The organism is Stenotrophomonas sp. 05L414_2 (assembly GCF_056397905.1).
In genome coordinates this window covers 1-14,170 of record NZ_JBFTOJ010000106.1, presented here as the reverse complement: position 1 = coordinate 14,170, position 14,170 = coordinate 1, and the positions used below count along the sequence as shown (strand labels likewise).

At 68.4% G+C, this 14,170-nt stretch carries 13 protein-coding genes; 7 read left to right on the top strand and 6 right to left on the bottom strand.

What is annotated here, in order from left to right; genetic code table 11:
* Window positions 1-16: 16 nt before the first annotated feature.
* From AC1DJN_RS14665 to AC1DJN_RS14645, 5 genes are all read right to left on the bottom strand, one after another.
* Window positions 17-3,226: an efflux RND transporter permease subunit gene (locus AC1DJN_RS14665; RefSeq protein WP_442251888.1), complete on the bottom strand. Its 3,210-nt coding sequence runs from the start codon at window positions 3,224-3,226 to the stop codon at window positions 17-19.
* A 9-nt stretch (window positions 3,227-3,235) separates the two neighbouring features.
* Window positions 3,236-4,435 carry an efflux RND transporter periplasmic adaptor subunit gene (locus tag AC1DJN_RS14660; protein WP_478013575.1) on the bottom strand — a complete coding sequence of 400 codons (1,200 nt, stop codon included), beginning with the start codon at window positions 4,433-4,435 and terminating at the stop codon, window positions 3,236-3,238.
* Entirely contained in the window at window positions 4,432-5,685 is a 1,254-nt protein-coding gene (locus tag AC1DJN_RS14655) for a TolC family protein (RefSeq protein WP_025878070.1), read from the bottom strand. Before AC1DJN_RS14655 ends, AC1DJN_RS14660 begins: the two co-directional genes overlap by 4 nt.
* Window positions 5,686-5,741: 56 nt before the next feature.
* Window positions 5,742-6,086: a hypothetical protein gene (locus tag AC1DJN_RS14650; RefSeq protein ID WP_032976781.1), complete on the bottom strand. Its 345-nt coding sequence runs from the start codon at window positions 6,084-6,086 to the stop codon at window positions 5,742-5,744.
* Between the two features lie 161 nt (window positions 6,087-6,247).
* The gene (locus tag AC1DJN_RS14645) at window positions 6,248-6,646 is read right to left on the bottom strand and encodes a RidA family protein (protein WP_025878068.1); all 399 of its coding nucleotides are present in this window, start codon (window positions 6,644-6,646) and stop codon (window positions 6,248-6,250) included.
* Between the two features lie 110 nt (window positions 6,647-6,756).
* On the opposite strand from AC1DJN_RS14645, the gene AC1DJN_RS14640 reads away from it, so the two are divergent.
* The gene (locus tag AC1DJN_RS14640; RefSeq protein ID WP_032976783.1) at window positions 6,757-7,650 is read left to right on the top strand and encodes a LysR family transcriptional regulator; all 894 of its coding nucleotides are present in this window, start codon (window positions 6,757-6,759) and stop codon (window positions 7,648-7,650) included.
* On the opposite strand, the gene AC1DJN_RS14635 is transcribed toward AC1DJN_RS14640, so the two are convergent.
* Entirely contained in the window at window positions 7,619-8,851 is a 1,233-nt protein-coding gene (locus AC1DJN_RS14635; protein ID WP_442251886.1) for a nucleotide disphospho-sugar-binding domain-containing protein, read from the bottom strand. The genes AC1DJN_RS14640 and AC1DJN_RS14635 overlap by 32 nt on opposite strands.
* 203 nt (window positions 8,852-9,054) lie before the next feature.
* On the opposite strand from AC1DJN_RS14635, the gene dnaQ reads away from it, so the two are divergent.
* The 6 genes from dnaQ to AC1DJN_RS14605 form a co-directional block, all read left to right on the top strand.
* Window positions 9,055-9,564, top strand: coding sequence for a DNA polymerase III subunit epsilon (gene dnaQ, locus AC1DJN_RS14630; RefSeq protein ID WP_442251885.1), 510 nt, complete (start codon window positions 9,055-9,057; stop codon window positions 9,562-9,564).
* A gap of 240 nt (window positions 9,565-9,804) precedes the next feature.
* Window positions 9,805-10,041 (top strand): 50S ribosomal protein L28, encoded by a 237-nt coding sequence (gene rpmB, locus AC1DJN_RS14625; protein WP_005411638.1) that lies wholly within the window; start codon window positions 9,805-9,807, stop codon window positions 10,039-10,041.
* Between the two features lie 10 nt (window positions 10,042-10,051).
* Window positions 10,052-10,219 (top strand): 50S ribosomal protein L33, encoded by a 168-nt coding sequence (gene rpmG, locus AC1DJN_RS14620; RefSeq protein ID WP_170272460.1) that lies wholly within the window; start codon window positions 10,052-10,054, stop codon window positions 10,217-10,219.
* 206 nt (window positions 10,220-10,425) lie between these two features.
* A complete protein-coding gene (gene cls, locus AC1DJN_RS14615; RefSeq protein WP_032976786.1) occupies window positions 10,426-11,844 on the top strand; it encodes a cardiolipin synthase in 1,419 nt (472 codons plus the stop codon).
* 24 nt (window positions 11,845-11,868) lie between these two features.
* Window positions 11,869-13,290 (top strand): FAD/NAD(P)-binding protein, encoded by a 1,422-nt coding sequence (locus tag AC1DJN_RS14610; RefSeq protein ID WP_478013576.1) that lies wholly within the window; start codon window positions 11,869-11,871, stop codon window positions 13,288-13,290.
* A gap of 9 nt (window positions 13,291-13,299) precedes the next feature.
* The coding region (locus AC1DJN_RS14605) for a UvrD-helicase domain-containing protein (RefSeq protein WP_478039367.1) at window positions 13,300-14,170 on the top strand (871 nt) is incomplete at its 3' end.

The following is a 14,170-nucleotide window of genomic DNA, read 5'->3' as shown; positions in this document are numbered from 1 at the left end:
CCGACCCCCTCTCATCTCACCCTGCCACGCGCACCTTCGCCACGCGCGCGGCGAAGGTCGGCAGCACCAGCAGGGTCAGCACCGTGGCGGTGATCAGGCCACCGATCACCACCGTCGCCAGCGGCTTCTGCACTTCCGCACCGGAACCACTGGCGATCGCCATCGGAATGAAGCCGACGATGGCCACCAGTGCGGTGGTCAGCACCGCGCGGATACGGCTGGATGCACCGTTGATTGCGGCCATCATCGGCACGTCACCGGCGTCCAGACGCTCGCGGATCGCCTGCATCAGCACCAGGCCGTTGAGCGTGGCCACGCCGGACACGGCGATGAAGCCCACCGCGGCCGACACCGAGAACGGCATGCCGCGCAGCAGCAGGGCGAGGATGCCGCCGACCAGCGCCAGCGGTACGCAGCTGAACACCAGCACCGCTTCCTTGCCGCTGCGCAGGGCCATGAACAGCAGGCTGCCGATCAGCAGGAATACCACTGGCACCACCGTGGCCAAGCGCTTTTCCGCGCGCTGCAGGTTCTCGAACTGGCCACCCCAGGTCAGGTACGCACCGGGCGGCAGTGCCACGTCGGCCACGGCGGCCTGTGCTTGGCCAACGAATCCGCCGAGGTCGCGGCCGCGCACGTTGGCCTGCACCACCACCCGGCGGCTGCCGTTGTTGCGGCTGATCTGGTTCGGCCCTTCGCTGACGCTGATGCGTGCCACCGAGGACAGCGGAATCACCACGCCGGCCGGCGTGGCGATCGGCAGCGAGGCCAGCTGATCCGGGTCGTTGCGTGCGCTGTCATCCAGACGTACCACCACATCGAAGCGACGGTCGCCCTCGAAGATCTTGCCGGCTGCCGTGCCGCCGATGCCGGTGGACAGCGCATCGCTGACGTCGGCGGCGGTCAGCCCGTACTGCGCTGCCGCTACATGGTCGATCTTGACGTTGAGCGTGGGCAGGCCGGAAATCTGCTCCACCCGCACATCGGCCGCGCCCTCCACCGCGCGCAGCTTCAGCGCCACCTGGTCGGCCACCTTCTGCAGCTGGCTGAAGTCATCGCCGAAGATCATCACTGCCAGGTCGGTGCGTACGCCGGAAATCAGCTCGTTGAAGCGCAGCTCGATCGGCTGGCTGAACTCGAAGCTGTTGCCCAGCTGCTGGCCGGCCAGTTCTTCGAAGCGGGCCACCAGCGCCTCCTTGCCCAGCGTCGGATCGGGCCAGTCCGCACGCGGCTTGAGCACGATCACGCTGTCGGAAATGTTGGTCGGCATCGGGTCGATTGCCGCTTCGGCGGTGCCGGTACGCGAGAACACCGTTTCCACTTCCGCTTGCTGGGCGATGGCCTTCTCCAGTGCCAGCTGCATCGCCAGCGACTGCTCTAGCGAAGTAGACGGGACGCGCAGTGCCTGCATCGCCACGTTGCCTTCATCCAGGGTAGGCATGAACTCGCGGCCGAGCAGGCCGAACGAACCAATGCCCACCAGCAGCATCAACGCTGCACCGGCGATCACTGCGCGCGGCCGCGCGACGGCCTGGCGGATGATCGGCTCGATGCGTCCACGCAGCACGCGGATCAGCTTCGTTTCGTGCTGGCCATCATCACTGTGTGCCTCGCCTTCCTTCGGCTTCGGCTCGCGCACCATCAGCGCGGCCATCGCCGGCACGAAGGTGAAGGAGAAGATGAAGGCACCCACCAGGGCCAGCATGAACGTAGCGGCCATCGGGTGGAACGTCTTGCCCTCCACACCTTCCAGGGTGAGGATCGGTGCGAACACCAGCAGGATGATCAGCTGGCCGAACGCTGCCGGGCGTGCCATCTTTCGCGCCGAATCGGCCGCTACGCGCAGGCGTTCCATCGCGGTCAACGCACGGCCCAGTTCGGCACGACGCTGGCCCAGCATCAGCAGCGTCGACTCGATCACGATCACCGCGCCGTCCACCAGGATGCCGAAGTCCAGCGCACCCAGGCTCATCAGGTTGCCACTGATGCCGAAGCGGTTCATGCCGATCACCGCGAACAGGAACGACAGCGGGATCACCAGTGCGGTGATCGTCGCCGCGCGCAGGTTGCCGAGCAGCAGGAACAGCACCACCACCACCAGCAGCGCGCCCTCGGTGAGGTTCCTGGCCACGGTCTTGATGGTGGAATTGACCAGCACGCTGCGGTCCAGCACCGGCGCGGCCACGATGTCCGCCGGCAGCGAGGCATTCACCTGCTGCAGCCGTGTGGCGGCCGCCTGGGCCACGGTGCGGCTGTTGCCGCCGGCGATCATCAGCGCGGTACCGAGCACCGCTTCATGGCCGTTGCGGCTGGCCGCACCCAGGCGGGGTGCGCGGCTGAGGCCGACATCGGCCACATCGGCCACCCGCACCACCACGCCGTTGCGGGTGGCTACCGGCGCCTGTGCCAGATCGTCGGTGGTCAGTGCCAGACCGTCGGCACGCACCACCAGGCCTTCGCCGGCGCGCTGCACGAAGCCGGCACCGGCCTGTACGTTGGAGCGCTGCAGGGCCGTCACCAGATCAGCCAGGCCCAGGCCATGCGCGGCCAACCGCGCGCTGTCCGGATGCACGCCGTATTCCTTCACGTAGCCACCGACGGTGTCCACGCCCGCCAGCCCGGGGCTGGAGCGCATCTGCGGCGCGATGATCCAGTCCTGCACGGTGCGCAGGTAGGTGGCACGTTCTTCCGGCGTGCGCAGCAGGTTGCCTTCCGGCGTGCGGTAGACCTCGCCGGCCTGCCAGCCGGCTTCACCGGGCTTGGCCAGCTTCGCAGGGTCGAACGCGGTGAAGTCCACCGTCCACATCAACACCTCGCCGAGGCCGGTGGTGACCGGCGACAGCATCGGCGAGGCACCCTCGGGCAGCGCTTCGGCGGCCTCGCGCATGCGTTCGGCCACCTGCTGGCGGGCGAAGTAGATATCGGTGGCATCGGTGAAGATCGCGGTGACCTGCGAGAAACCATTGCGCGACAGCGAACGGGTGGTGGTCAGGCCGGGGATGCCGGCCAGCGCGGTTTCCAGCGGATAGGTCACCTGCCGCTCGATCTGCTCGGGCGTCAGTGCCGGTGCCACGGTGTTGATCTGCACCTGGCGGTTGGTGATGTCCGGTACCGCATCGATCGGCAGCTTGCCGAGCTGGAACAGGCCCACGGCGGCAACGAGTGCAGCCAGGGCCACGACCAGCCAGCGGTGGCGTACCGCGGTTTCAATGATGAGCTTGAACATGGAAGGTCCTCAGTGCCCGTGCTCGGCTTCGCCCTTGGCCAGTTGGGCCTTGAGCAGGAACGCGTTGGCGCCGACGATGCGTTCGTCGCCGTTCAAGCCGCCGAGAATCTCGATGCGGTCACCGGCACGTCGGCCGGCCAGTACCGGCTGCACCTTGAAGCCGCCCTGGACGGCGACGAATACCGCGCTGCTGCCGCCGACGTTCTGTACCGCATCAGCCGGCACGCTCAACGCGCCGTCCTTGCCGTCGGTGACCACCACCGCCGACACCGGCGAACCGGCCGGTGGCAATGCGGCATCCACCGGCATGGCACGGATCACCGCCACGCCACCCTGCTGGCGCACATCGGCGGCCGAACCGGTGACGGCGGCACTGAAGCTGCCGCCCGGCACGGTCACTTCCAGCGTCATGCCCGGCGTGACCTGCGCGGCCAGCGCCGGTGGCGCGGTGAACACCAGCTCGTTCATCGACGGATCGGCGACGTCGGCCACCGGGCTGCCGGCCGCCACCACGCCGCCGGGCGTGACCTGCACATTGCCGACGATGCCGGCCACCGGGCTGGTGACGCGCACGCGGCCGCTGCTGTCGGGCGAACCGTTGGCGGCGGCCTGTGCCTGCGCGGCGGCGACCTGCGCCTGCGCCGCCAGCGAGCGCGCGCGTGAGGTTTCCAGTTCCTGGCGAGCGACCACGCCCTGTTCGACCAGCGCCTTGTCGCGGCCGTGGGCCAGGCGCGCCGCCTCTGCCTCCGCGGCGGCGGCAACCGCATTGGCGCGGAACACCGCCGCCTCGCCACTGACCACGATCGCCAGCGTCTGGTTCTGCTTCACTGCCGTGCCCGGTGCGACCAGCACGCGCTCCACGCGACCGGTCACGGTGGAAGCGACCGAGGCACGTGCACCGATCGACGGTTCCACCCGGCCGGACAGCCGCGTCGAACCACCGCCGCCGCGGCCGACGGCCACCACGTCGATGCCGGATGCCTTGATCTGCTCTGGCGTCAGCTGCACCACGCCTTCATCGGCATCTGCCGCGTTGCCGGTTTCGGCCTTGGCGTCGGTGCTGTCGGCGGCGTGGCCATGGCCATCGTCAGCCGTTGCCTTGCCGGCGGGCTCCGAGACTGCCGGGGCCTGTGTGTTACCAGAACAACCGGCCAGCAATGCAGTCAGCAACAAGCCGCCAACCAGCGGGAAAGAACGGGACAGGTTCATCGGGCCTCCACAAAGGGTGCGCGCCCTTCGAGGCGGGCGAGATCGATTTCCGCGCCGACGCGCGACAGGCGCGCGTCCACGGCGGTGCCGCGGGCGGCGATGAGGGCACTGCGGGTGCTGCGCAGTTCCAGCTGCGAGATGCGCCCGGCGTCGAAGCCGATGCGCGCCAGCCGATAGGCTTCCTCGGCGGCGACCACACTTTCGTCGGCGGCGCGGGTGCGGCTGCCGGCGGCCTTCAGGCCCGCTACCGCCGACAAGCGTTCGGCTTCGCTGTCGCGCCGCTGCTGGTCCAAGCGCGCTTCGGCCGCGCGCTGTTCGGCACTGGCGGCGCGGATGCCACCACGATTGCGGTCGAACAACGGGATCGAGAGACTGACGCCGAGCGTGTAGGCCTGTTCGCGGTCCTCGCGGAAACGCGTCTGCGCGGCGGTAACGCTGAGGTCGGGCAGGGCGCGCTTGCGCTCGACGTCGACCAGACGACCGGCCGCATCAACTTCGGCTTCGGCCACACGCACGGCCAGAGCCACATCGATGGCGCCACGCGGTGCTGGCGGTGCGCGATCGAGCAGACTGTTGTCGATGGTCTGCACCGGTGCATCCAGCAGGGCCGCACCGGCCAGGCGGGCCAGCGCGGCGTCGCGGAAGGCCTGCGCCTCATCCAGCGCGGCGCTGGCATTGGCCACTTCACTCTGTGCCTGCACGGCACGCAACTGCGGCTCGCGGCCATGCTTGACCATGGCGGTGACCGCCGCCGCATCGTCCCGGGTGAGGCTCAGCGCTTCTTCGGCCAGCGTGTAGCGACGCAGGGCGCTTTCCGCCTGTGCGTAGATCGCCGCCAACTGGCTGGCGACATCGCTGCGGCTCTGCGAACCCCGCAGGGCAGCGGCCTGTGCCTCGGCGCGGGCGGCGCGGACGCGCGCGCCGCGCTGGCCCCAGACCTCCAGAGGCTGGGACAGGGTAAGCACGGTGTCGGCCCGGCCCATGCCGCCGTAGGAGCCTGTGCCCCAAGCGTTTTCGGCGGACCAGGAAAGGGACGGATTGGGCAGCGCCCGGGCCTGGTCGGCGCGGGCGTCGGCCGCCTCGGCCAATGCCGCGCCGACGCGGGCGCCGGGCAGCTGGTCCAGGCGTTCAAGCAGGGTGTCGTACGAAGGTGCGGCTTGTGCGGCGACCTGTGCGGCGGGGATCAGGCCCAGCAGCACGGCGACGACCAGCCCGGCCGCGCGCGGCGACCGACGTGTCAGGATCGACATAGGGGGATTCCGGTTGTGAGTGAAACGGGAGCCCGCGATTGCGGGACGCGCTCAACTCACGCCCGGGGAGGACGTGCCAGTTCGTCCTGGGCGACCGCATAGGTCGCCGCATCGCCTGCATTCGTCCAGCGCGCCGGTTGCGGCGTGCCAAAGGCGGCGAAGGTRCTCGCCGGCAGGCTCAGGTTGGAGTGGTGGCAGTGGTTGTGGCTGCAGGCAGCGGCGTGCTTGCCGTCGTTGTCAGTGTCACCGTCGGCATCTTCGGCACCGGCTTCCACATGCACCACGGTGCTGTCGTGCGGTTCCACCGCACACGCCAGCACATCAGCCACCGGCACGACCACGAATGCCGCCATCAGCAGCATCAGCAGGGTCGAACGAAGGTGGCGGGCGATCCGGCGCATGGAGGGGAGGCTAGCAAGCGGTTTTCGGTGGATACAATATCAATGGCCACCTCGGGAATTTGTCGGCGTGTTCCGTTCAGGCGGGTGTCCGGGGTGCCGGCCGCTGGCCGGCAATCCCATGAACCCTGCTGGCGCAATGCGCTGCCGGCCAGTGGCCGGCACTACCTGTCCGCAGGCAGCTTGGCGATCACCTTGATCTCGAACTGGAACCCATACAGCCAGGTCACGCCGATGCCGGTCAGGGTCGGGTGCGGCGCTTGGCCCCAGTACTCGGGCACGATCGCCCAGGCCTTTTCGAAGGTGGTTTCCGGATCGACCAGGAACACGGTCACGTCGATCACGTCATCGAACGTGCAGCCGGCCGCGGCCAGCACCGCGTTGAGATTGTCGAAGGCGCGGCGGACCTGGGTCTCGAAGTCCGGTTCGGGCGAGCCATCCTCGCGGCTGCCGACCTGGCCGGAAACGAACAGGAAGCCATTGGATCGGATCGCCGGCGAATAGCGGTTTCGCTCGTACAGCGCCTGCCGGCCGGCGGGAAAGACAACATCACGGTGGGACATGGGACGGATTCCAGACGGGAGCGGACCATCCTCCCCGCTGTCGCTGCCTGGATAAACCGTGATGATCGGTCTAGATTGATTGCATATTCCAAACAATCACAGCCACGGCCATGGACCGTTTCGAAGCGATGCGCGCGTTCGCCCGGGTGGTGGAGACCGGCAGCTTCACCCGCGCCGCGCACACCCTGCAGCTCAGCCGCACCACGGTCACCCAGCTGGTGCAGCAGCTGGAAGCGCATCTGCGGTTGCGGCTGCTCAACCGCACCACGCGCCGGGTCAGCGTCACTGCCGATGGCGCGGTGTATTACCCGCGCATCGCTCGCCTGCTGGCCGAGCTGGAAGAGGTTGAAGGGGGGCTGGGCGAGGCCGCCGCACAACCGCGCGGGCGCCTGCGCGTCGACGTGCCGGGGCCGTATGCGCGCCTGCGGCTGGTGCCGGCATTGCCGGATTTCCAGGCGCGCTATCCGGAGATCCAGCTGGACATCGGCGTCAGCGACCGCGAGGTCGATGTCATCGCCGACAACGTCGATTGCGTGATCCGTGGTGGCGCGCCTGCCGATCCCGCGCTGGTGGCACGACCGCTGGCGCGCCTGCCGATCGGCTTCCACGCCAGCCCGGGCTATGTGCAGCGGTTCGGTGTGCCGGAACACCCGCGCGCGCTGGAAGGGCCGGACCACCACACGGTCGGTTTTCTCAGCCCACGCAGTGGCCGCGCCCGCGTGTTCACCGCGCAGCGTGGCGCCGAGCGCGTCGAGGTGCAGGGGCGCTATTCAATCGGCTTCGATGATGGCAACGCCTATCTGGCCGCTGGCCTGGCCGGCCTCGGCGTGGTCGCGCTGCCCAGCTACATGGCCGAACCGCATGTGGCGCGCGGCGAGCTGCTGCCCGTGCTGCACGATTGGCAGCTGCCGCCGATGCCGATGCACGTGATGTTCCCGCCGAACCGGCACATGAGCCAGCGGCTGCGGGTGTTCATTGATTGGGTGGTGGAGACGTTGGGCTGAGCCAGCGCTCGAGTGCGGCCACGCCGCATGCCACTCCATCCTCGTTCGCCATTGCAGCGCCCAGCGCGGCCGCACGTGCGCGTGTATCCGCATGCTCGGCGAACGCCAGTGCRTCGGCCAACACCTTCGGCTGCAACCGCTTGGGTGACAGTGGCGCCGGTGCCACGCCCAGGTGCTGCAGTCGATCGGCCCAGAAGAACTGGTCGGCGGCGAACGGCATCACCATCGACGGTATGCCGGCGCGGCATGCCGAATGCGTGGTGCCGCTGCCGCCGTGGTGGATCGCCAGTGCGCAGCGCGGCAACAACGCTTCATGCGGGGTCGGGCCGATCACCCGTACCGAGTCGGGCAGCGTCATGTCGGGCACGCCGACCCAACCGGGAAACAGCAGCACGCGGCGTGGCGCCAGCGCCGACAACAGCGCCGGCAGCACACGTTCGCGCTCGAAGCCGGTCATGCTGCCGAAGCCCAGATAGACCGGCGGCGGTCCTGCATCGAGGAAAGCCTGCAGTTCGCACGACGGTTGCCACGGCGCAGCAGGGGCCGACCATTGGCCGCACACGAGGTGGTCGGCCGGCCAGTCCGAAGGCGGTGGCAGCAGCTGTGGCGAGATGCCATACAGCATCGGCAGGCCAGCCCAGAGGGAACGTCGTGGTGGCTGCCCGGCGTGCTGGCGGGCCGTGTTGATCGGGCCGCGGAACTGTCGCCAGATCAGGCCGTTGACCAGGCCATAACTGGCCCGGTTCAACCAGCCCGGCGAGCGTCCGGGCGGCAGGAAGGGCGAGCGGAACGCGCGCGTCGGCGTCAGCGGAATCATGCCGGCGCCGATCACCGGAAGATCGCGACGCTCGCCGACGCTCATGCCGACGAACGCAGCCAGGCCACCGGTCAGGATCGCATCGCAGCCGTCGGCTGCAGCATCGGCCTGGTGCATCCAGCCGGCGACATGTTGCAGCGCCATCCGTGCCAGCCCGGTGCTGGCGGCGGCAACGCCATTGCCGCGTGAGACCAGCGCCACCACTTCGTCGTGGATGTCGCCTTCCAGCGCGGCGTGCGGGACGCCCAAGGCCTTCGCGCTGTCGAGGGTGCCGCCGTCGGCCAGCAGCATGACCTCGTGACCGGCCGCGATCAGCCCATGGCAGAGCATGACCAGCGGGCGCGTATCGCCTTCGGTGCCGTAGGTGAGGGCCAGCAGTCGCATTGGAGCCTCCGCAGTGAATCACCAGTATGCCGACATCGCTGTGTTCATCCGCGCTCCTGCCGACGCACCGCGTGGGACAATCCCGCCTCATCTGCCCCCGCCGCACGGGGGGCGCGCAACAGGATCCAGCACCGCATGACCGCACTGCCATCCCTACCGTCCCTTGTCTGCCGCATGCCGGCCCCTGCATACCGGCGTGCGCCGTGAGCCGCGTCGTCGCACTGGACACCGAAACCACCGGTATCTCGCATCGCCTGGGCCATCGGGTGATTGAAATCGGGGCGGTGGAACTGGTCGATGGACAACTCAGCGGCCGCCAGTTCCACACCTACCTGCAGCCGCAGCGGAAGGTGGACTGGGGCGCGCTGCGCGTGCACGGCATCAGCGATGCCATGCTGGTGGGCAAGCCGCTGTTTGCGAGCAAGGCCGCCGAACTGCTGGAGTTCCTGCGTGGCAGCGAGATGGTCGCGCACAACGCCACCTTCGACGTCGGTTTCCTCGACAACGAGCTGCGCCTGGCGGGGCTGGCCGGTGGGCTGGCCCAGCACTGCCGCGTGACCTGCAGCCTGAAGCTGGCCCGCAGCCGTTGGCCGGGCATGCCCAACAAGCTCGACGATGTGCTGCAGCGCCTGCATATTCCCGGCACCCGCGGCCTGCATGGCGCACTGAAGGATGCCCACCTGCTGGCCCAGGTGGTRCCGCACCTGCGCTGAGGGCAGGGCGCCGTCATCGTGTTCAGGCGTGGCCTGTGGGTAAGTTGCGCAAGGTCTTGATTGCGTGCATAATGCGCGGCTCGCTGTGTCCGGTTTCGTGCCGGGCGGCGCCCCCGGGAGCACGTCCCCGGCCGCCCAACGCCAGCGTAACCCTTTGATTCTCTTGACGTGTGGTGGGCAACCACCGAGGCCGCCGTCCCCCGGGCTACGGGGAGACACAACTTACTATCGAGGTGCGCCATGTCCCGCGTATGCCAGGTTTCCGGCAAGCGAGTGCAGACGGGTAACAACGTCTCGCACGCCAACAACAAGACCCGTCGTCGTTTCCTGCCGAATCTGCACGAGCGCCGCTTCTGGGTTGCCAGCGAGAACCGCTGGGTGAAGCTTCGTGTTTCCGCGCATGCACTGCGCACCATCGACAAGAACGGTATCGATTCCGTTCTGGCTGAGCTGCGTGCGCGCGGCGAAAAGGTCTGAGGAGTAGACGATCATGGCAGGCAAGCGCGATAAGGTCCGTATGATTTCGACCGCTGGTACCGGTCACTTCTACACGACCGACAAGAACAAGAAGAACACCCCGGGGAAGATGGAATTCTCCAAGTACGATCCGGTCGTGCGCAAGCACGTCCCGTACAAGGAAGGCAAGATCAAGTAATCCGCAAGGATTGCGGGTCGCTTCCGAAAAAACCCGCCCTCGTGGCGGGTTTTTTTGTGCCCCCCGCCCCCGGTAGGTGTCGACCTTGGTCGACACGTTCCGACCCCGTGGGTGCCGACCGTTGGTCGGCACGCTGTCCCCAGCGCTGCTCGACTCTGCACACCCCGCTGGGCAGAATGGCCCCACACCTCCCAACGGGCGACGCGATGCTGTTCGAGTGGCTGCTGGGCTCGTACCTGCTGTTGATCGACTGGCTGATCCGGCTGGTGGCGCTGTGCTGGATCCCCACCCGCACTACGCCGGGCGCGGCGCGCAGCTGGCTGCTGCTGGTCGGCTTCGTGCCGCTGCTGGGCCTGCCGCTCTATCTGCTGTTCGGGCATCCGTGGCTGTCGCGCGAGCGCATCCGCCGGCAGGCCGAGGCCTCGCAGGTCATCCGTGAAGAACAGGCGCTGCAGCGCCGCCTGCGCTGGACGCCCAAGCCCGATTCGGCCAGCGCCGAAGTGGTGCCGCTGGTGCAGCGCCAGGGCGATTTCATGCCGGTGCACGGCAACGCGATCGACCTGCTGACCGACTATGACGAATCACTGCACACCCTGATCGCCGACATCGACCAGGCCCAGGACCGGGTGCACCTGCTGTACTACCTGATGTTCGATGACACGGTGGGCGAGGCCATCGTCGAAGCCCTGCAGCGTGCCGCAGCGCGCGGGGTGCAGTGCCGCGTGCTGCTGGATGCGGTCGGCGCCAAGCGGGGCCTGCGCGCATACAGCAAGCGGCTGCGGTCACGTGACATCGAAGTGCGCGCGATGCTGCCCGGCGGCCTGCGTTGGCGCCGCAGCGGACGCATGGACCTGCGCAACCATCGCAAGATCGCGGTGATCGACAACGAAGTGGGCTATGTCGGTTCGCAGAACCTGGCGCGCCCTGAATTCGTTGCCGGCCACCCCAACCGCGAGCTGGTGGCGCGCGTGCGCGGGCCTGCGGTGGCGCACCTTGAAGCGGTGTTCGCCAGCGACTGGTACATCGAAACCGGGCAGCGCCTGGAGGTCATCGCCGACGTGCCGGTGTGCAGCGAGGACATCGCCACCCAGCTGCTGCCCAGTGGCCCGGCCTACCCGTACAGCAACGCGCGCGATGCGGTGGCCGCGCTGATCCATCTTGCCCGGCGCCGGCTGGTGATGGTCACGCCCTACTTCGTGCCCGACGAAGCAACGCTGAGTGCACTGCGCATCGCCGCGCTGTCCGGCGTGCAGGTGCAGCTGATCCTGTCGGCCAGCAACAACCAGCGGCTGACCTCGTGGGCGCAGGAGGCCTACTACGATGAGCTGCTGCGCTGCGGGGTGCAGATCGCGCTGTATGAGCCGCAGTTCCTGCATGCCAAGCACATGAGCGTGGACGAGGACATTGCCGTGCTCGGGTCGATCAACATGGATATCCGCTCGTTCGCGCTGAATGCCGAAATCGGCCTGATCTGCTACGACCGACAACTGGTCACGCAGTTGTGCGCCATCGAGGACGACTACCTGCGCCAGTCGCGCCTGCTGGACCTGGAGCAGTGGCGCAAGCGTCCTGCGTGGCTGCGCAGCCGCGAGGGCATCGCGCGCCTGGCCGATGCCTTGATGTAGGCCAGCGCCAGCCGGGCAGGGCCGATGGCCTACAATCGGCGCATGACTGATTCACCGCGTAGTGGCGAACTGGACCTGGCGATCATCGGCGGTGGTGCGGCCGGGGTGCTGGTGGCGATCCAGGTGTTGCGCCAGGCCCGAGCGCCGCTGGCGCTGGCCATCTTCGAGCCGGCCTCGCAGCTGGCACAGGGCATTGCCTATGCCACGCCGTGGCCGGAGCACCTGCTGAACGTGCCGGCGGCGAAGATGAGCGCCTTTGCCGACCAGCCCGGCGACTTCCTCGATTTCCTGCAGGTCGCCAACGCGTACCCGGGCGAGGCGCGCGAAGTGCTGGGCGAACGCTATGTGTGTCGCCACTACTTCGCTGCCTACCTGCAGCAGCGCCTGCGCGAGGCCGAAGCGGCCAGTGCGGCGCGATTGCAGATCGTGGCCCAGCCGGTGTTGGCGTTGCATCCGGATGACCACGGTTACCAGCTGCAGCTGGGCGACGGCCAAACATTGCATGCAGGGCAGGTGGTGATCGCCACCGGCAACAGCATGCGGCCGTTGCCGGTGGACGGCGTCGACGCGCTATCTGCCGATGACGTGGTCGAAGCCTGGGATTACGACGGCGTACGCACGCTGGCCAGTGACCATGCCCTGGCCATCGTCGGCTCCGGGCTGAGCATGGCCGACACCGTGCTGGCGTTGGTGGCCGGCGGCCATAGCGGGCCGCTGCACGTGATCTCGCGCCACGGGCTGCTGCCATTGCCGCACGCCCACGGCGGTCTGCCGGCGTTCGACCCGCAGGAGCTGCTGACGATGAGCCTGCGCCAGCGCCTGCACGCGCTGCGCCAGCACGCGCGCAAGGCACAGGTCGACGGCATGCCCTGGCAGGGCGTGATGGATCGCATCCGCCCGCACGGCCAAGCGCTGTGGCAGAGCATGGACGCCGCCGACCAGCGCCGCTTCCTGCGCCACGTGGTGCGCTACTGGGACGTGCACCGCCATCGCATTGCTGAACCGGTGGCTGAGCAGTTGCAGGCGCTGCAGGCCAGCGGCCAGCTGCGCGTTCACCGCGCCCGCCTGCAGCGCGTGTGGCGCGACGGTGATGCCCTGCGGCTGTCGGGCCGCGAGGCGGGCGGCGGCAACCTGCAGTGGACGATCGCTGCGGTGGTCAATGCCACCGGTGTGGAGACCCGCGCCTCGGCACTGCGCAATCCCTTGCTGCAGCAACTGCAGGCCGATGGCCTGGCCCGCTCCGGGCCGCATGGGCTGGGCCTGGACAGCAGCGTGCCGGGCGACCGGCTGTGTGCAGCGGGTGGCCAGCCACAGGCGCGCCTGGGGGTACTCGGCAGCCTGCGCATCGGCAGCCTGTGGGAAAGCCTGGCGGTGCCTGAACTGCGTCAGCAGGCGCAGGCACTTGCCACGCAGGTGGTCGCAGGAGCTGCGACGTCGATGCCGTAAAATGGAGGCATGGATGTCTCCCACTTGCTTGATGGCCTGAACCCGGCCCAGCGCGAAGCCGTCTCCGCTCCCCTCGGTCACCACCTGGTGCTGGCCGGTGCCGGGTCGGGCAAGACGCGCGTACTCACCCACCGCATTGCCTGGCTGCATGAAGTCGAAGGCGTGCCGACCCACGGCATTTTCGCGGTGACCTTCACCAACAAGGCCGCCGGCGAGATGCGCCATCGCATCGACGCGCAGCTGCCGCATGGCAGCCGCGGCATGTGGATCGGCACCTTCCACGGCCTGGCCAACCGCCTGCTGCGCCTGCACTGGCAGGATGCCAAGCTGCCTGAAGGCTTCCAGGTGATGGATTCGGACGACCAGCTGCGCCTGGTCAAGCGCGTGGTGCAGGCGCTGGAGCTGGATGACGGCAAGTACCCGCCCAAGCAGATTGCCTGGTGGATCAACGCGCAGAAGGATGAGGGCCGCCGCCCGCAGCACATCCAGCCCGAGCCGAACGATGCGTGGCTGGAAACCATGCGCCAGGCCTACGCCGAGTACCAGGCGCGGTGTGACCGTGCCGGCCTGGTCGATTTCGCCGAGCTGCTGCTGCGCGCGCACGAACTGCTGCGCGACAATCCGCCGTTGCTGTCGCATTACCGCGCGCGGTTCCGCGAGATCCTGGTGGACGAATTCCAGGATACCAACGCCATCCAGTACGCCTTCGTACGGGTACTGGCCGGGCACGAGGGCCACGTGTTCGTGGTCGGYGAYGAYGACCAGGCCATCTACGGCTGGCGCGGTGCCAAGGTCGAGAACGTGCAGGGCTTCCTGCGCGATTTCCCGGGCGCGCAGACCATCCGCCTGGAGCAGAACTACCGTTCCACCGCCAACATCC